The sequence below is a fragment of the Streptomyces sp. NPDC051909 genome, assembly GCF_040681095.1.
In the GTDB taxonomy this organism is placed as follows: Bacteria; Actinomycetota; Actinomycetes; order Streptomycetales; family Streptomycetaceae; genus Streptomyces.
Genome location: NZ_JBFAYA010000010.1, coordinates 39,114 through 56,225 on the forward strand (window position 1 = coordinate 39,114; position 17,112 = coordinate 56,225).

The following is a 17,112-nucleotide window of genomic DNA, read 5'->3' on the forward strand; positions in this document are numbered from 1 at the left end:
AGACCCGGGTGCCGGACCCGAGTCATCCCGCTCCGCAGATCCGCAGCCCCTTGGGGGTGGCGCAGGGCAGGTGGCCGTGTCCGAGGACCACGTCCTGGCCGCCGCCGCGCCCCAGGTAGGTGAGGAAACTGGAGGTCAGCGAGCCGGGCTTGGGCAGCTCCCAGGTGTAGGCGTACTCGATCTCCCGGTAGGGGTAGGGCGAGCTGCCCAGCTCCGCCACGTCCGGCCTGCGTCCGTCGACGGCCATGCGGTGCAGGCCCTTCGGGTGACTGCCGTTGCGCAGTTCGGTGTACCCGAGGGCGCCGGGCAGCGCGGTGACGGTGGACAGGACCTGATCGGTGCGGTCCAGTTCGCAGCGGATGACCAGGGCCTCCGGGTCGTCCTTGGCGGAGCAGTTACGGGAGGAGTTGGCGGGCTCGTTGCGTCCGAGGACCCGGCGCTGGAACACCTCGCGGGTCCCGGAGTTGGCGTCCCGGCTGACCAGCCGCACGGGCAGGTCCGGGCCGCCGAGGGTGCGCCAGTTGGTGATGTCGCCGCGGTAGAGGGCGCGGATGTTCTCCAGGGTGAGGTCGTCCAGCGGGACCCGGTCGTTGACGACGAGGGTGAAGAGGGAGACGGCGACGGGGGAGTCCTTCAGCTGCGGGTAGCCGTCGGGCTTGGGCCCGTCGGACAGGGCGACGAGCTCGGGGGCGCCGTCCTTGCCCTGCTGTCCGCCCTGCTCGGCGAGCCGCCGTATGCCGGCGGCGGAGCCGTGCGCGTCGACGGTCACGGTGGCGCCCGGGCAGTCGTGCTCGTACTGCTTCGCGACGTCCTTCAGGACCGGCTCGAACGCGGTGGACCCGGTGACGACGAGGGTGCCCCGGGCGCAGCCGATGGGCGGTGGCACGTCGTCGCGGATCACGATGATCGCGGCGAGCGTGATCACACAGGCGGTCAGGGCGATGGTGACGCGGCGGGCGGCGCGGCTGAAGGTGGGCGGCTTGTCGTCGAAGGTCGCGCTGTGGTTGACGTGGACCCCGCCGTCGCGGATCGGCCCGGTGACGGTGATCTCGTCCCCGGCCTCGCCGCCGGTGAGCAGGACGAGCACCTTGAAGAAGTCCCCGGGGTTGAGCGCCACCTTGGGGATCTTGATCTCGCTGCCGTCGGCCACCAGGTCGTCGCTGCCGAAGGGCGCCTGGGAGGCGGCCGCCACCTCGATCCTGCGGTGGGTGAAGCGGACGGTCAGCCCGTGGCTCTCCTGGTTGTAGTCCTCCCGGCCGATGGACACGCCGCCGTCGTTCTCGATGCGCAGCAGCACGAGGGTGGCGTCCGTCATGTCGTCCCGCCCGTTGAACAGCCGGGTGACCCTGTCCCCCACCGGGGTGTCCAGCTGCACCCGGTAGCCGACCCGCTTGCGGCGTGGCACGCGCCGCTCGATGACGAGCACGGCGAAGGTGACCACCACACCGAGCAGCGCGGTGACGACGGCGATGACGTTCTCGGGGCTGACCCAGTCCACGGGCGCCACCGTACGGACGCGTGTGCGGTTCGGTACGAGAGCTCGATTCCGGCCATCTGGAGTTCGTCCTTCCGACAGGTTCCCCCGTCCTTCCGTCAGCTGTTGCCGGGGGTGACGGGCATGGGTGTAATGGGCCACGAGGGGGCCGGCGCAGGAGGAGAGCCATGCGTGTCGTCGAAGTGACCGCCTACGGCGGACCCGAGGTCCTGAACATGGCCCGCCGCCCCGAGCCCGAGGCCGGAGACGTGCCCGGGAAGGTCCGGGTCCGGCTGAAGGCAGCCGGTGTGGCCGTCGCCGACATGAGGATCCGGGCGGGCTACTACGCCGACGAGCTCGACCCGCTCCGCCCCCCGTTCGTCCTGGGCACGGACTTCGCTGGCCGGCTGCTCGACCCCGCGCCCGGCCCGACGGGCACCCTTCCGGCCGGTACCCGGGTGGCGGGCTTCGTTCCGTGGTTCACCGAGCGGACGGGTGAGGGCACCTACGCGGAGGTCATCCGGGTCGACCCCGAATGGCTGGCGCCGATCGCCGACGAGGTGGACTTCACCCAGGCGGCCTCGGTCCCGCTGGCCGCCGTCACGGCCCAGCAGGGCCTCGGCGTGCTCGACCTCCCGGCGGGCGCCACGCTCCTCGTCACCGGCGCCAGCGGCGTCGTGGGCCGCTTCGCGGTCCAGTTCGCCTCCGCAGCCGGCCTGGAGGTCGTGGCCGTCGCCCACGAGGGCGACGAGAGCGAACTCAAGGTCCTCGGCGCCAAGCACTGCGTCACCCGCGGCGAACCCGCCGACGTGCTGTCCCAGGTCCTGGCGGCCGTTCCCGACCGCGTCGACGGCGTCTTCGACGGCGCCCTGATCGGCTCCCCGGTGCTTTCCGCCGTCAAGGACGGCGGCGCCTTCGTCGCCCTCGCGAAGGACCGCACCCCCGACCCCGAACGCGACATCCGGGTCGACACCGTCTTCGGCCGCCCCGACCCCACCGAGCTGGCCGCCATCTTCCAGAAGGTCGCCGACCGCGAGCTCATCACCCGGGTGGCCGACGTCATGCCCCTCGAAGAGGCCGCCGAGGCCCACCGCCGTGCAGAGGCCGGCCGCCGGCCCGGCCGGATCGTCCTGATGATCTGATCCACGTCGATCCGGCCTGTCCTCAGGCCGTCAGGCCGTCACAGGCCGTCGGTTCGCCAGGCCGTCAGTTCGTCAGCGCCGCGAGCTCCGCGTTCGCGCGCTCGGTGACCAGGGCGAGGACCCGGCCGGCGGCGGCCAGGTCCTCGGCCGGTATGCCGCCCCAGACACGGGCGCTGACTGGAGCCGTCTCGGCGGTGATGGCGGCCAGGAGCTCGCGGCCCGCGTCCGTGGGCCGCAGCTGCGCGCCGTCCGTGACCAGCAGCCCCCTGTCCCGCAGCTCGTCGAGCGTGGCGCGGATGTCGGCCGGGTCGGCCTTGAGGCTGCCCTGGACCTGGGCGGTGAGGGCGTCGGCCGTCTGCGGGGCCTCGGCCGTGACGGCGGCGCGCAGGGCGATCTGCTGCTGGAACGTGGCGCCGTGCCGGGCCAGGACGTGCTCCAGGAGACCCCGGGCGGCGTAGTGGGCCAGGCCGAGGGCACGGGCGTCGGCGGCGGGTGCGGTGGACACGGACGTGGGCGTGGGCGTGGATGCGGTCATGATGATGTCCCCCTCTAACGTTCAGGCTACTAACGTTTATGGCACTAACGATATTAGATCGTTCGGACCACTAACGCAAGAGGTAATCTGCACCGCATGAGCGAGACCCCCGACGTGCCCGAGTCCCGCGAGATGGACGAGCGGCAGACGCAGACCCCCGACCGCCTCCGTGCCCTCCCCAGCCGCCTGCTCGCGATGACCTCCGCCCGGGCGGACCGCCTCGTGAGCGATCGGCTGGCCGCCGAGGACTCCCGCAAGTGGCACTTCGCGGTCCTGGCCTCACTCGACGCGTACGGCCCGGCCAGCCAGGCCGAGCTGAGCCGGCGCACCGGCGTCTACCGCAGCGATCTCGTCTCCGTCATCAACGAGTTGGAGCAGCGCGGCCAGGTCGCCCGCACCCCCGACCCCGACGACCGCCGCCGCAACGTCGTCACCCTCACCCCGCCGGGCCGCAAGCACCTCGAACGCCTCGACAAGGTCCTCGCCGAGGCCCAGGACGAGTTGATGGCGCCGCTCTCCGTCGCCGAACGAGCCCTGCTCGTAGGCCTGTTGGAGCGTGTGCTGTCCCGCTGAATGAAGGAGTCCGGTCGCGTCCGGTTCGGTTCGATCTGGTCCAGACCATTGACAGGTGCAGACCAATAGCGGTTGCGTGGGCCTTCCCCCACCGGAAGGACGAGCCGCATGCTGCGACGTCTCCTCACCGTCCTGGCCGCGATCTGTACGGTCGCCGGCCTCGCCGTCTTCCTGCCCGCCACCGTCGCGGGCGCCGCGCCCGCCTGTGTGGCCGCCTGGAACTCCTCCAGCGTCTACACGGGCGGCATGACCGCCTCGTACAACGGTCACAACTGGTACGCCAAGTGGTGGACCCAGAACGAGCGCCCCGGCACCGCCGACGTCTGGCGCGACGAGGGCACCTGCGGCGGCGACGGCGGCACCACCACCCCGCCGCCGTCCACCTCCGGATTCGTGGTCTCCGAGGCCCAGTTCAACCAGATGTTCCCGGGCAGGAACTCCTTCTACACCTACGCCGGTCTCAAGGCCGCCCTCAGCGCGTACCCCGCCTTCGCCACCACCGGCAGCGACACCGTGAAGCGGCAAGAGGCGGCCGCCTTCCTCGCCAACGTCAGCCACGAGACCGGCGGCCTCGTCCACATCGTCGAGCAGAACACCGCCAACTACCCGCACTACTGCGACTGGAGCCAGTCGTACGGCTGCCCCGCCGGCCAGGCCGCGTACTACGGCCGCGGCCCCATCCAGCTCTCCTGGAACTTCAACTACAAGGCCGCCGGTGACGCCCTCGGCATCAACCTCCTCGCCGACCCCTACCGCGTCGAGCGCGACGCGGCCGTCGCCTGGAAGACCGGCCTCTGGTACTGGAACACCCAGAACGGCCCCGGCACCATGACCGCCCACAACGCCATGGTCGACAGCCGCGGATTCGGCGAGACCATCCGCTCCATCAACGGCTCGCTGGAATGCAACGGCGGCAACCCGGCCCAGGTGCAGAGCCGGGTCACGAAGTACCAGCAGTTCACCCAGATCCTGGGCGTCCCCGCCGGTTCGAACCTGTACTGCTAGTCGGTCCCTGTCGTCAGTCCTGCCAGGCGACGAACGCGCTCCAGGTGGCGGGCTCCACGGCGAACGTGGGCCCGCCGTCGCGCGGTTCGTCGGAGGTGCTCTGCCGTACGCCGTCCTCAGCCGCCGTGCCGGCTGCCGGTGTCCGGCAGTTCCACCGCCTCCGCGGCCTCCTGGGACTCCACCGCCTCCAGCGCCCTCGACAGCCGTTCCAGCACCCGTACCGTCTCGTCGAACGCCTCCTGGCCGCCGAGCTCCTTCCCCAGGCGGGCGGCCAGCTCGGCGTGCCCCGGGTCGATGCGGCGCATGGCGGCGCGGCCTGCCTCGGTCGGGGTGAACAGCTTGGCCCGGCGGTGGGCGGGGTTCGGCTCGTAGGCGGCCAGGCCGTCCCGTACGAGGAGGTCGGCGATGCGCTGGACGCTCTGGCGGGTGATGCCCATGGCGCGGGCGATGCCGGAGACCGTGAGCGGTTCGCGGACGACGGCGCCGAGGACCTGCCACCAGGCGGCCGTCAGGCCGGCCGGCTCGGCCAGCTTCTCCGCCACCGAGAGGAACTGGCCGTTGAGCCGGAAGACGCCGAGGGCCGTGCGGGACAGGGCGTCCTGCTGGCGGCGGCTCATCGGTGTCATCCGTTCAGCTCGGCGAAGGCCGCCGGGTCCGAGTCGTGGAACAGGCGGAACCAGGCGTCCCGCTGCCCCTCGTACGCGCCGAGGCGGGCGAAGATCTCGCGCGCGAAGGCCACCGGCTCGGTCGGGCCGGCCGTGATCAGGTCGCCGTCGCGGACGGCGTCGGCCTCGACGTAGTGCTCGGCGCCCTGGTAGCCCGTGGCGGCCAGGTACACGTCGGCGGCGCTGGTGTGCGGGCGGGCGTCGAGCAGGCCCTCCCGCGCAAGCCCGGCCGTGGCGCCGCAGATCGCGGCGACCGGCACGCCCGCGTCGAGGAAGGCGCGGGCCTTGGCGGTGAAGGGGGCGAGCTCGTCGCCCTCGTCGTACTTCTCGGCGCCCGGGAGGATCAGCAACGCGCTGTCCTCGGGGGTCAGGTCGGCGAGGGAGAGGTCCGGGACGATCCGGATGCCCGCGATCGTCGTGATCGGGTCCCCCGCGCGCGTGCCGACGGTTTTGACCGTGAATCCCGCCCGGGCGAGCCAGGCGGTCGCGTGGCCCGTCTCCCAGTCGGCGAGGGTGTCGTAGACGGCGAGATGGACAGTGGCAGTGGCCTTGGGTGTCTCGATCCCAGTTCCAGTCATGACAGTAGGCTGTCACTATGACAGCTTGCTGTCAATGCTCCGCCCGCCCGGCACACTGTCTCGTCCGCCCCGGTCTCGGTGGACAAGATGGTCATGGCCCGTCCCACCTGCGCTTCCTTACCCTCGGACCCATGACCCCTCATGTCGAACCCGACCCCCAGGCCGGAGCGGCCGTCAAGGCCGCCGACCGCGCGCACGTGTTCCACTCCTGGTCCGCCCAGGGCCTGATCGACCCGCTCGCCGTCGCCGGCGCCGAGGGTTCGTACTTCTGGGACTACGACGGAAACCGCTACCTCGACTTCACCAGCGGCCTCGTCTACACCAACATCGGCTACCAGCACCCCAAGGTCGTCGCCGCCATCCAGGAGCAGGCCGCGAAGCTCACCACCTTCGCGCCCGCCTTCGCCGTCGACGTCCGCTCCGAGGCCGCACGCCTCATCGCCGAGCGCACCCCGGGCGACCTGGACAAGATCTTCTTCACCAACGGCGGTGCCGAGGCCGTCGAGAACGCCGTCCGCATGGCCCGTCTGCACACGGGCCGTACGAAGGTGCTCTCCGCCTACCGCTCGTACCACGGCGCCACCTCCACCGCGATCAACCTGACCGGCGACCCGCGCCGCTGGCCCTCCGACACCGCCTCCGCCGGTGTCGTGCACTTCTGGGCGCCGTTCCTCTACCGCTCGCCGTTCTACGCCACCACCGAGGCGGAGGAGAGCGCGCGGGCCCTCCAGCACCTGGAGGACACGATCGCCTTCGAGGGTCCGGCGACGATCGCCGCGATCATCCTGGAGACCGTGCCCGGCACCGCCGGCATCATGACCCCGCCGCCCGGCTACCTCGCCGGTGTCCGCGAGATCTGCGACAAGTACGGCATCGTCTTCGTCCTGGACGAGGTCATGGCCGGCTTCGGCCGCACCGGCACGTGGTTCGCCGCCGAGCACTTCGACGTCGTGCCCGACCTGATGACCTTCGCCAAGGGCGTCAACTCCGGTTACGTGCCGCTCGGCGGCGTCGCCATCAGCGCCGAGATCGCCGCCACCTTCGACAAGCGTCCCTACCCCGGCGGTCTCACCTACTCCGGGCACCCGCTGGCCTGCGCCGCCGCCGTCGCCACCATCAACGTGATGGCGGACGAGAAGGTCGTCGAGCACGCCGCCCACATCGGCGAGACCGTCCTCGGCCCCGGCCTGCGCGAGCTGGCCGAGCGCCACCCGTCGGTCGGCGAGGTCCGCGGTATGGGCGTCTTCTGGGCGCTCGACCTGGTCAGGAACAAGGAGACGCGCGAGCCGCTCGTCCCGTACAACGCGGCCGGCGAGGCCAACGCGCCCATGGCCGCCTTCGCCGCCACGGCGAAGAAGAACGGCCTGTGGCCCTTCGTCAACATGAACCGCACCCACGCGGTCCCCGCCTGCAATGTCTCCGAGGCGGAGGCGAAGGAGGGCCTGGCGGCCCTGGACGCGGCGCTGAGCGTCGCCGACGAGCACACCGTGTGACCTCACGCGTGTGACCTCACGCGAGTGACTTCCGCGAGTGACCTCAGGGAGTGACCTCACGGGAGTGACAACACTGTGATCCGCCCCCTCCCGGCCCTGGATTAGGGTGTCCGGAAGTCGTACGGAGGGGGCCGGTCACCATGCCCGCGAGCGGAGCAGGAGTCACCCGCAGCACCCTGCGACAGCAGATCGCGGACGCGCTGCGTGACGAGGTGCTCGCAGGGCGTCTCCAGCCGGGCCAGGAGTTCACGGTCAAGCAGATCGCCGAGCAGTACGGCGTCTCCGCGACCCCCGTCCGCGAGGCCCTGGTCGACCTCTGCGCGCAGGGGCTCCTCGACTCCGACCAGCACCGCGGCTTCCGCGTGCACGAGTTCTCGGTCGACGACTACCGGGGCATGGTCGAGGCCCGCATGCTCGTCGTGGACGGCATCTTCCGCCGCCACGTCCCCGCCTGCCGGCCGCCCGCCGAGCCCGACGTCTCCTTCGGCGTCACCCTGGTCTCCATACGCCGCCGGGGCGAGGCCGCCGCGCGCGCGGCCCGCGCCGGAGACCTCGACGTGCTCATCGGCTACGACATCCGCTACTGGCGCGAGCTCGGCCGCCTCGTCGCCGCCAACGACTACATCGCCGACTTCCTGCACCGGCTGCGCGTCCAGGCCTGGGTCTTCTCCGTGCCCTATCTGCGCTCCGACCGCGATCTGCTGGGCTGGCTGTGGAGCGGCCACATCGAACTGGTCGACGCGATCACGCGCGGCGACGCGGCCGGCGCGGTCGACGTCGTACGCGCCTACAACACCCGCTCCCTGGAGTGGGCCGACCGTCTGGACGCCCGCGCCGGCCGTACGGGTTGAGGAGCCGTCCACGGGGGCAGGCACCCAGCGGGTCCAGCGGGTGTGCGGGGTCACGAGGCCGCACTACCCTGACGGTCCCTGCACCGCGCAACCGCGCGACCCGGCAGTCCACCCTTGAGCAACCGACGGAGAGCGAGCCTGTCTTGGCCTGTGACCTGTGGCTGGTCCCCCTCGTCGACGTGCTGTGCCACAGCCCCGACAACCCCTTCGCCGAGGAGATCGCGGTCTACGACCACGCCCTGACCTCGGCCGGCCTGCCCACCGTGCCCGTCTTCGCCTACATGCCGGGGCTCTCCGGTGACGTCGCCCCCGTCGCCGGCTTCGACTACGAGGCCCTGCACTTCCTGCGCCGCGCCTATCTGCTCCAGATGTGCGGGCTGCCCGTGGAACCGGTCGGCGAGCTCGGCGGGGACTACGAACAGCTCCTGGAGATGTTCGAGGCGACCGCCCAGCAGTCCCACCTGGTGTGGCACTACGACCACGCCGGCGCCTATGTGCCGGTCGACTTCCCGGTGCCGCTCTCCAACGACGAGCTGCTCGCCGGCGGCGGCCCGCTCGGCTCCTCGCAAGGGCTGCTGCGGGAGCTGGAGTTCGTGGCGCCCTCGATCGGCATCGACCCCGCGAACCCGCCGGCCGCGCCCCGGCCCCCGGAGCGCCCCACCGACCTGGACGAACCCGCCGCCCCCGTGCCGTACGAGGACGACAGCCCCTTCGCCCGCGAGCGGCACGTCTGGCTGGGCCTCCACGCGGCGGCGACCCGCAGCCTGGGCCAGGGCTCGATGATCATCCTCAGTTGAGGTGTCCCCCTGGTCCCCCCTCCGCAGGAGGGGTCTCAGCGCGGCTCCGGCGGCCGCTGGCGCGGCATGTTCGGGCGGGTGCCCGGCGGGAGCGGGAAGCGGCCCGCGGGGTGGCCGCCCTCGGGGCGGGCCGGGGCGGTGCCGACCGACTGCAGGGCCAGCGGCGCGGGGCCGGAGCGGAACTCGACCATCCAGTCGGCGGTCTCCGCCCGTACCAGCTCCGTGATGTCCTCGGAGAAGCGCCGCAGCACGCCGAGACAGCGTTCGGCGGCCTCGCTGGCCGTGCCCTCGGTGGGGCCGAGGACCTCGCGGACGCTCTCCGAGGCCCAGTCGAACTGCAGGGCCTGCAGCCGGCGCTGTACGGCCTGGGCGGTGGCCATGTTCCTTATCCAGCCCGAGGTCAGGCCGAAGTAGCGGTCGCAGGCCAGACAGGCCGCGCCGAGCAGCAGGGACAGATATCCCCAGCCGGCCGTACCCTCGGCCACCCCGGTCAGGTCGAGCAGCGGCAGCGCGGCGCCGGCGATGACACCGACGGCGGTGCCGATGCGCAGGGCGCGGGCGCAGCGGCGCTTCCAGACGCGGTCGGAGAGATACCACTCGGCGGTGCGCAGCGCGTTGGACTCGACCCAGCGGTAGAGCTCGTCGAGGCGCTCGGCGGGCTCGCCCCAGTCGCCCAGCGGGAAGGGGGACGCGGTCAGATCGCGGTGGTGGGCGGCCGGGCCTCCGGGCCTCTCCGGGGCGGCCTCGGGCGTCCCCGGGCCCTCGGGATTCCCCGGCTGCGGCTGCATGTCCGGCTGCTGGCTCACCGGGGCACTCCTCTGTTCAGCTCAGCGCTCGTGTCCTTCTGTGACGTGCGGTGCACGTGGTGCCTGCCCTTCCTACCGCCGAATGGTGGGCTGTGGGCCCGGAATCCCGGGATTTCCGCCCGCAAGAGGGTGTTGATCAGGTAGAGGAGCCCGCAGTTTCTCACTCGAAAGAGTTGTGTCGGCACCCCGGTCCACGAGCACGTAGGCTCGGCTTACCGACGACTTCCCGACCAGCAGGAGTGAGTGACCGTGTTCCCCGGTGGTGGCCAGCCCAACATGCAGCAGCTCCTCCAGCAGGCCCAGAAGATGCAGCAGGATCTCGCCCGCGCCCAGGCGGAGCTGGCGGAGACCGAGGTCGACGGCCAGTCGGGCGGCGGCCTGGTCAAGGCCACCGTGACCGGCTCCGGCGAGCTGCGCGGCCTGGTGATCGACCCGAAGGCGGTCGACCCGGAGGACACCGAGACCCTCGCCGACCTGATCGTGGCCGCGGTGAAGGCCGCCAACGACAACGCGCAGGAGCTCCAGCAGGCCAAGCTGGGCCCGCTGGCGCAGGGCCTGGGCGGCGGGATGCCGGGCCTGGGCTTCTGAGCCTCTGAGGGGTCGGGGCCGGGCTTCCGGCCCGTACGGCTTCTAACGCTGCATTTAAGCCACTACCGTAAGAATCAAGCATTCCCCGAGAAGGGCGCTGGCGTTGTACGAAGGCGTGGTTCAGGACCTCATCGACGAGCTGGGCAGGCTGCCCGGTGTCGGTCCCAAGAGCGCCCAGCGGATCGCCTTCCACATCCTCCAGGCCGAGCCGACCGACGTGCGGCGGCTCGCCCAGGCACTCCTGGAGGTCAAGGAGAAGGTCCGCTTCTGCGCGGTCTGCGGCAATGTGGCGCAGCAGGAGCAGTGCAACATCTGCCGCGATCCGCGCCGGGACCAGACGGTCATCTGTGTGGTCGAGGAGCCGAAGGACGTCGTGGCGATCGAGCGGACCCGCGAGTTCCGCGGCCGCTACCACGTGCTCGGCGGCGCCATCAGCCCCATCGAGGGCGTCGGACCGGACGACCTGCGGATCCGCGAGCTGCTCGCGCGGCTCGCGGACGGCACGGTCACCGAGCTGATCCTGGCCACCGACCCGAACCTGGAGGGTGAGGCCACCGCGACGTACCTGGCGCGGATGATCAAGCCCATGGGCCTCAGGGTGACCCGCCTGGCCAGCGGACTTCCCGTCGGCGGCGACCTGGAGTACGCCGACGAGGTCACCCTGGGACGTGCCTTCGAGGGGCGGCGGCTGCTAGATGTATGACGACGACCGGGTCCGTGCGCACGACGACGCACTCTCAGGGAGGCTCCTCGATGTCTGACGCCACGCTGCACTCCATCACTCAGGACCCTGACGACTTCGCGGTGCAGATCGCGGACTCGATCGAGAGCTTCATCGTCGCCACGACGGAGGTCGCCAAGGGCGACGAGCCGGACAGCGCGGTGCCCTTCCTGCTCCTGGAGGTCTCGCAGCTGCTGCTCGCCGGCGGGCGGCTCGGCGCGCACGAGGACATCGTCCCGGACGAGCGGTACGAGCCGGACGCGGGTCCGGACCTGGACGTGGACGAGCTGCGCGAGCGGTTCGCGGCGCTCCTGGAGCCGGTGGACGTGTTCTCCGAGGTCTTCGACCCGTACGAGCCGCGCAAGGCGCCCGTACCGGCGCGGATCTCCGACAACCTCGCCGACATGGTGACCGATCTGCGGCACGGTCTGGCCCACTACCGGGCCGGCCGGACCAGCGAGGCGCTGTGGTGGTGGCAGTTCTCGTACTTCTCGAACTGGGGCCCCACCGCCTCCGCCACCCTGCGCGCCCTCCAGTCCCTCGTGGCCCACGTCCGGCTCGACCAGCCGCTCGCCGACCTGGCGGGCCTCGACACGGACGAGGACCTGGCGGAGGACGCCCTCGCGGAGGAGGCGGGGCGCGTGATGGCGGAGGAGCTGGGCGGCCTCGGTCGCCAGGGGATCTGACGGTCCCGCCTTCGAGCGGCTACAGCCGGCCCGCCTCCACGATCCGGCTGAGGAACCGGCGGGTCCGCTCGTGCGCGGGCGCGCCGAAGACCTCGGCCGGTGTGCCGCGCTCCAGGACCACGCCGTCGGCGAGGAAGCAGACCTGGTCGGCGACCTCGCGGGCGAAGCCCATCTCGTGGGTGGCGACGACCATGGTCATGCCGTCCTCCTTGAGGTCCCGGACGACGTTCAGGACCTCGCCCACCAGCTCCGGGTCGAGCGCCGCGGTCACCTCGTCGAGGAGCAGCAGCCGGGGCCGGTTCGCGAGGGCGCGGGCGATGGCGACGCGCTGCTGCTGGCCGCCGCTGAGCCGGTCCGGGTACTCGCCGGCCCTGTCCCCGAGGCCGAGCCGGTCGAGCAGCTCGCGGGCGTGGTCCTCGGCCTCCCGGCGGGCGGCCTTGTGGACCCGGCGCGGGGCGAGCGTGATGTTGTCGAGCACGCTCATGTGCGGGAAGAGGTTGTACGCCTGGAAGACGACGCCGATCCGGCGGCGTACGGCATCGGCGTCCGCGCGCGGGTCGGTGATCTCCTCGCCGTCGAGGAAGATCGCGCCGTCGTCGATCTCCTCCAGGAGGTTGGCGCACCTGAGGAGGGTCGACTTGCCGGAGCCGGAGGCGCCGATGAGGACGGTGACCGAGTGCTGCGGGACGGCGAGGTCGACATCGCGCAGGACGACCGAGTTCCCGTAGGTCTTTCGGACGGACTCCAGGCGGAGGACCGAAGCCTCGGTCATACCGTGCCTCCCTGGGACTGGCGGCGGTTCATCCGGGCCGTGACCCAGTCGGTGAACCGGGTCATCGGGATCGTCAGGACCACGAAGACGAGGCCCGCGACGACGTACGGGGTGTAGTTGAAGGTCTTGCCGGCCAGGATCTGCGCCGCGTAGACGGCGTCGACCGCGCCCGCGATGGAGACCAGGCCGGTGTCCTTCTGGAGCGAGACCAGGTCGTTGAGGAGCGGCGGCACCACCCTCCGTACGGCCTGCGGAAGGACGACGAAGCGCATGGTCTGCGCGCTCGTCAGGCCGAGGGAGCGGGCGGCGGCCCGCTGGGCGGGGTGCACGCTCTCGATGCCGGCCCGGAAGACCTCCGCCAGATAGGCGGAGTACGTGAGGACCAGCGCGATCCCGCCGAGGACGACGGGGTCGGTGGGGACGCCCTGGAGGCGCAGCGCGGGCAGGCCGAAGATCACGGCGAGCAGGCAGATGATCAGCGGCAGGCCGCGGAAGAAGTCGACGTACGCGGTGGCCAGCGCCCGCAGCGGGAACAGGGCCGGGCCGCGCACCGTACGGGCGAGGGCGAGCAGCATCCCGAGGACGAGCGCGGCCGCGCCGCACACCACGAGCAGGCCCAGGTTCAGCCACAGGCCGTCGAGGACCAGCGGCAGCGCCCGGCGGGCGTACTCCGCGCTGAAGAAGGTCTCCTTGGTGCGCGGCCAGCCGGGGGAGCGGGTGACGACCACGTACAGGACCACGAGCGTCACGGCGGTGCTGAGCGCGGCGACGGCGGTCGCCCGGCGCGTGCGGGAGCGCTTGTGGCGCTCGCGCTCGATCCGGCGCGCGGACGGGGTGTACGGCTCGTCGCGGGCGGCCTCTTTCGCGACGGTCACTTGAGCACCGGCGCGCCTGCCGCCTCCGACAGCCACCGCTTCTCGATGGCGGCGAGGGTGCCGTCGGCGCGCAGGGCGTCCACGGCCCGGGAGACGCACGATGTCAGGGCGGAGCCCTTGTCGAGGACGAGCCCGAACTGCTCCTTGCCGCTTCCGTTTCCGTTTCCGGTGCCGTTTCCGGTGCCGCCCGTGGTCTCGAACTGGCCGACCACCTTGGCCTCCGGCACCTCGGCGCCGGTGATGTAGAAGGCGGTGGGGAGGTCGACGACGATGGCGTCGACCTGGCCGTTCTTGAGGGCGGACTTGGCGAGGTCGTTCTTCTGGAAGACGGCGGCCGGGCGGTCCGGCTTGATCTGCTCGTTGATCACGTCGAGGCTGGTGGTGCCGACCTGCGCGCCGAGCCGGGCGCCCTTGAGGCCGGCGAGGTCGGTCGCCTTCGCGGCGGGGGAGTCCTTGAGCGCGATGACGGCCTGGCGCACGTCGTAGTAGCCGCTGGACAGGTCGACGGCCTTGCGGCGGTCCTCGTTGATCGACACCTGGTTGATGTCGAAGTCGAAGGTCTTCTCGCCGGGCGCGAAGGCGTTGTTGAAGGCGACCTTCTGCCAGACCACGTCCTTCTCGGCGAAGCCGAGGTGCTTGGCGACGGCGTACGCGACGGCCGACTCGTAGCCCTTGCCGTTGGCCGGGTCGTCGTCCTGGAACCAGGGGGCGTACGCGGGCGTGTCCGTGCCGACGGTGAGCTTCCCCTCGGCCTTCGTGGCCAGGGCGGCGGGCGCGCAGGACGCTGTCGAGGGCCCTGTGGCGGACGGGCCGGACGGGCCGGAGGCGGTGCCGTCGGCCTCCTGGGGCGCGCAGGCGGACGTGGCGAGGGCGGTCAGCGCGGCGAGGACCGCGAGAGCGGCGGGGGCGGGACGTGATCGCATGGCGGGAGACTCGCAGCCGGGGCGCGGCCTGTCCAGGGCTGCAATCATGTGTTCATGACGGGGAGCGGAGTGTCGGACGGGCGGTCAAAGGCCCTGTGGTGGGCGGGGATCGGGATCGGCGTCCTGGGCGTCGCGGCGCTGGTCGCGGTGGCCGTGGCCGACCTGGGCAAGGCGGATCAGATCGCGAGCGTGGCCGGCGCGGTGCTCGCCGCCGCCGGGCTCGGTCTGTCGCTGTGGTCCCTCCGGGGCGGCGGCGCGGGGGCGGCGGGCGTGACGGCCGCCGGTGACCGTTCGGTCGCGGCGGGCGGGAACATCGGCGCGGTGGCGACGGGGGACGGGGCGACGGCGGGACCGGCGCCCACCGGCGGCGGAACTCCAGCCCCCGCCACCCCGGTTGCCCGTCCCGCGACCGGTCCGGTCACCGCTTCGGGCGACCGTTCCGTGGCCGCCGGCGGTGACATCGGCAGCGTGTCGACCGGGGACGCGTGAGGGACGCATGAGGGGGCGCAAGGGCGGAGACGTCGAGGCCGGGGGCGCGCGGTCGGTCGCCGCCGGCGGGAACATCGAACGGGTCACCACCGGCGACCACGTCACCCAGGTCGAGCACGCCACCCTGCTCCCGCCGGAGGCCCTGAACGTGGCCTCGGCGCCCCATCTCCTGGTCAACGTGCCGCGCCGCAGCGCCCACTTCGTCGGCCGCCGGGAGGAGTTGGAGCGGCTGGACGAGGGCTTCGCGGCGGGCGCGGGCACGGGAGCAGGCGCGGGAGCGGGCGTGCTCGTGATCTGTGGTCTCGGCGGCGTCGGCAAGTCCACCCTCGCCGCCCGCTGGGCGGAGAGCCGGGCGGAGGGCCGGACGGGCGAAGGTGCTCAACCGCCCGCGCTCGTCTGGTGGATCACCGCGGAGAGCCGCGCCGACCTGGACGCCGGCCTGGCCGGCCTCGGCGCCGCGCTGCAACCCGCGCTCATCGACGTACTGCCGCCGGAAGCCCTGCGCGAACGGGCCCTGCAATGGCTGTCCGCGCACGACGACTGGCTGCTCGTCCTCGACAACGTCTCCGCGCCCGAGGACATCGGGTCGCTGCTCGGCCGGGTCCGCCGCGGCCGGATCCTCGTCACCACCCGGCAGACCGGCGGCTGGCACGGCATCGCCCGCGTGCTGACCCTGGACGTGCCCGCCGCGCACGAGGCCGTCGAGATGTTCACCCGGATCCTCACCCACACCGGCCCCCGGGACACCGCCGGAGTGCACCGACTGTGCGCCGCGCTCGGGCAGTTGCCGCTGGCGATCGACCAGGCCGCCGCGTTCTGCGGACAGACCGGCACGAGCCCCGTCGAGTACCTGGAGCAGCTCTCCTCGTACGCGGGTGAGGTGTACGCGCTCCGGATCGGCGGCGGGGGCAACGAGGTCGCCGTCGCCTGGACCTGGCGGCTGACGCTCGACCGGCTGGCCGAGGCCGATCCGCTGACCGGCACCATCCTGCGCGTCCTCGCCTGGTGGGCGCCGGACCGGATCCCGCGCGCGCTGCTCGACCGGATCGCCGCGCCCTTCGCCGTACGGAGCGCGCTCGGGCTGCTCGCCCGGCACAGCATGCTCACCGTGCACGACGACGGCACCGTGTCCGTGCACCGGCTGGTCCAGGCGGTGGCGCGCACGCCGGACGCGGACGATCCGCACCGGCGGGCGGCGGACATCGACACGGCCCGGCGGGCGGCCGAGGAGGCGCTGCTCGCCGTACTGCCGACGGATCTGGACGACCCGGCGGGGTGGCGGGCCTGGCGGCTGCTGTTCTTGCACGTCGACGCCTATGTCCAGCAGGCGGACGCGAACGTGGACACCGCGCGTACGGCGGAACTCGTCGTGCGTGCGGCGTGGCGGCTGCTCGACACGGGGGACTGGGATCTGGCGGAGGTGTGGTTCGAGCGGGCCGCCCGCGCCCGTCAGCGGGTCCTCGGCGCGGACGACCCGCTGACCGTGCTCGCCCGGGAGGGCATCGCCGAGTGCTGGGCGCGCACGGGCGACCCGGGCCCGGCGGCGTACTCGCAGGAGCAGGTGGTCGAGGACCTGACCCGGCTGCTCGGGGAGGAGCGGGCCGAGACGCATCTGGCGCGGGCACGGCTCGGGGTGACCCGGCGCCATCTCGGCGACACCGGGGGCGCCGTGAGGCTGCTCGAAGGGGCGTTGTCCGGTCTGGAGCGGCTGCTCGGGGCCGCCCACCGGGACACCTTGCGGGTGCGGAACAACCTGGGGGTGGCGTATCAGGTCGCCGGGCGCCTGGAGGAGGCGATCGGCGTGCACGAGGGGACGCTTGCCGAGCGGGCGCGGCTCCTGGGCCCCGGCCACTCCGACACGCTCACCTCGCGGCTCAACCTGGTGCATCTGTACGCCGCGGTGGGGCGGACGGAACAGGCGGCCGCCGGCTACGACGCGGTGCTCGCGGACAGCCTGCGCCTCCTGGGCGAGGACCATCCGTTCACGGTGCACGTGCGGCACACCTCGCGGCCCGGCTCCGGTTCCGGAATGTGAGACGGCCCACACGGCAGCGTACATCCGCGTACATTCCGCCCGCCCGGGAAGGCGGTGGCCAGGGCGGTCCGAGCCACCGGCGCATCCGGTGCATGATCACGTAC

At 72.4% G+C, this 17,112-nt stretch carries 19 protein-coding genes; 11 read left to right on the forward strand and 8 right to left on the reverse strand.

The genetic code is table 11. From position 1 onward, the window contains the following. Positions 1 to 22 precede the first annotated feature (22 nt). Complete coding sequence (locus tag AB0M18_RS17665; RefSeq protein WP_365758842.1) at positions 23 to 1,498, reverse strand: substrate-binding domain-containing protein; 1,476 nt, start codon at positions 1,496 to 1,498, stop codon at positions 23 to 25. A 164-nt stretch (positions 1,499 to 1,662) separates the two neighbouring features. On the opposite strand from AB0M18_RS17665, the gene AB0M18_RS17670 reads away from it, so the two are divergent. Beyond that, on the forward strand, positions 1,663 to 2,616 hold the full coding sequence (locus AB0M18_RS17670; protein ID WP_365758844.1) for an NADP-dependent oxidoreductase: 954 nt from the start codon (positions 1,663 to 1,665) through the stop codon (positions 2,614 to 2,616). Positions 2,617 to 2,680: 64 nt separating this feature from the next. On the opposite strand, the gene AB0M18_RS17675 is transcribed toward AB0M18_RS17670, so the two are convergent. Next, positions 2,681 to 3,151: a MarR family transcriptional regulator gene (locus AB0M18_RS17675; protein WP_365758846.1), complete on the reverse strand. Its 471-nt coding sequence runs from the start codon at positions 3,149 to 3,151 to the stop codon at positions 2,681 to 2,683. 96 nt (positions 3,152 to 3,247) lie between these two features. Here AB0M18_RS17675 and AB0M18_RS17680 point away from each other — a divergent pair, with 96 nt between their 5' ends. Together AB0M18_RS17680 and AB0M18_RS17685 are read left to right on the forward strand one after the other, a co-directional pair. After that, entirely contained in the window at positions 3,248 to 3,724 is a 477-nt protein-coding gene (locus AB0M18_RS17680; protein ID WP_365758848.1) for a MarR family transcriptional regulator, read from the forward strand. Between the two features lie 108 nt (positions 3,725 to 3,832). Continuing rightward, on the forward strand, positions 3,833 to 4,729 hold the full coding sequence (locus AB0M18_RS17685) for a glycoside hydrolase family 19 protein (protein WP_365758850.1): 897 nt from the start codon (positions 3,833 to 3,835) through the stop codon (positions 4,727 to 4,729). A gap of 116 nt (positions 4,730 to 4,845) precedes the next feature. Here AB0M18_RS17685 and AB0M18_RS17690 read toward each other — a convergent pair whose 3' ends face one another. Continuing rightward, complete coding sequence (locus AB0M18_RS17690; RefSeq protein WP_365758852.1) at positions 4,846 to 5,346, reverse strand: MarR family transcriptional regulator; 501 nt, start codon at positions 5,344 to 5,346, stop codon at positions 4,846 to 4,848. Between the two features lie 5 nt (positions 5,347 to 5,351). After that, a complete protein-coding gene (locus tag AB0M18_RS17695; protein ID WP_365758854.1) occupies positions 5,352 to 5,972 on the reverse strand; it encodes a DJ-1/PfpI family protein in 621 nt (206 codons plus the stop codon). Positions 5,973 to 6,103: 131 nt separating this feature from the next. Here AB0M18_RS17695 and AB0M18_RS17700 point away from each other — a divergent pair, with 131 nt between their 5' ends. The 3 genes from AB0M18_RS17700 (at position 6,104) to AB0M18_RS17710 (ending at position 9,113) form a co-directional block, all read left to right on the forward strand. Continuing rightward, the gene (locus AB0M18_RS17700) at positions 6,104 to 7,465 is read left to right on the forward strand and encodes an aspartate aminotransferase family protein (RefSeq protein WP_365758856.1); all 1,362 of its coding nucleotides are present in this window, start codon (positions 6,104 to 6,106) and stop codon (positions 7,463 to 7,465) included. A 140-nt stretch (positions 7,466 to 7,605) separates the two neighbouring features. After that, positions 7,606 to 8,316, forward strand: a complete 711-nt coding sequence (locus AB0M18_RS17705) for a GntR family transcriptional regulator (RefSeq protein WP_365758858.1) — start codon at positions 7,606 to 7,608, stop codon at positions 8,314 to 8,316. Positions 8,317 to 8,459: 143 nt separating this feature from the next. Next, entirely contained in the window at positions 8,460 to 9,113 is a 654-nt protein-coding gene (locus tag AB0M18_RS17710) for a hypothetical protein (protein ID WP_365758860.1), read from the forward strand. 35 nt (positions 9,114 to 9,148) lie between these two features. On the opposite strand, the gene AB0M18_RS17715 is transcribed toward AB0M18_RS17710, so the two are convergent. Beyond that, positions 9,149 to 9,919 (reverse strand): SLATT domain-containing protein, encoded by a 771-nt coding sequence (locus tag AB0M18_RS17715; RefSeq protein ID WP_365758862.1) that lies wholly within the window; start codon positions 9,917 to 9,919, stop codon positions 9,149 to 9,151. Positions 9,920 to 10,168: 249 nt separating this feature from the next. Here AB0M18_RS17715 and AB0M18_RS17720 point away from each other — a divergent pair, with 249 nt between their 5' ends. The 3 genes from AB0M18_RS17720 (at position 10,169) to AB0M18_RS17730 (ending at position 11,914) form a co-directional block, all read left to right on the forward strand. Continuing rightward, positions 10,169 to 10,507: a YbaB/EbfC family nucleoid-associated protein gene (locus tag AB0M18_RS17720; RefSeq protein WP_365759255.1), complete on the forward strand. Its 339-nt coding sequence runs from the start codon at positions 10,169 to 10,171 to the stop codon at positions 10,505 to 10,507. A gap of 103 nt (positions 10,508 to 10,610) precedes the next feature. Then, the gene (gene recR / locus AB0M18_RS17725) at positions 10,611 to 11,210 is read left to right on the forward strand and encodes a recombination mediator RecR (protein ID WP_365758864.1); all 600 of its coding nucleotides are present in this window, start codon (positions 10,611 to 10,613) and stop codon (positions 11,208 to 11,210) included. Positions 11,211 to 11,260: 50 nt separating this feature from the next. Then, positions 11,261 to 11,914, forward strand: coding sequence for a DUF5063 domain-containing protein (locus tag AB0M18_RS17730; protein WP_365758866.1), 654 nt, complete (start codon positions 11,261 to 11,263; stop codon positions 11,912 to 11,914). 19 nt (positions 11,915 to 11,933) lie between these two features. Here the strand turns inward: AB0M18_RS17730 and AB0M18_RS17735 are convergent, their stop codons facing one another. From AB0M18_RS17735 to AB0M18_RS17745, 3 genes are read right to left on the reverse strand one after another with little or no spacing between them, the layout of a single operon-like run. Then, the gene (locus AB0M18_RS17735; protein ID WP_365758868.1) at positions 11,934 to 12,686 is read right to left on the reverse strand and encodes an amino acid ABC transporter ATP-binding protein; all 753 of its coding nucleotides are present in this window, start codon (positions 12,684 to 12,686) and stop codon (positions 11,934 to 11,936) included. Continuing rightward, positions 12,683 to 13,561: an amino acid ABC transporter permease gene (locus tag AB0M18_RS17740; RefSeq protein ID WP_365758870.1), complete on the reverse strand. Its 879-nt coding sequence runs from the start codon at positions 13,559 to 13,561 to the stop codon at positions 12,683 to 12,685. The genes AB0M18_RS17735 and AB0M18_RS17740 overlap by 4 nt, the downstream gene beginning before the upstream one ends. Then, entirely contained in the window at positions 13,558 to 14,484 is a 927-nt protein-coding gene (locus AB0M18_RS17745) for an ABC transporter substrate-binding protein (RefSeq protein WP_365758872.1), read from the reverse strand. The genes AB0M18_RS17740 and AB0M18_RS17745 overlap by 4 nt, the downstream gene beginning before the upstream one ends. 54 nt (positions 14,485 to 14,538) lie before the next feature. Between AB0M18_RS17745 and AB0M18_RS17750 the strand changes: the two genes are divergently transcribed. Next, positions 14,539 to 14,973 (forward strand): hypothetical protein, encoded by a 435-nt coding sequence (locus AB0M18_RS17750; RefSeq protein WP_365758873.1) that lies wholly within the window; start codon positions 14,539 to 14,541, stop codon positions 14,971 to 14,973. 7 nt (positions 14,974 to 14,980) lie between these two features. Further along, complete coding sequence (locus AB0M18_RS17755; protein WP_365758875.1) at positions 14,981 to 17,008, forward strand: tetratricopeptide repeat protein; 2,028 nt, start codon at positions 14,981 to 14,983, stop codon at positions 17,006 to 17,008. Positions 17,009 to 17,112 lie beyond the last annotated feature (104 nt).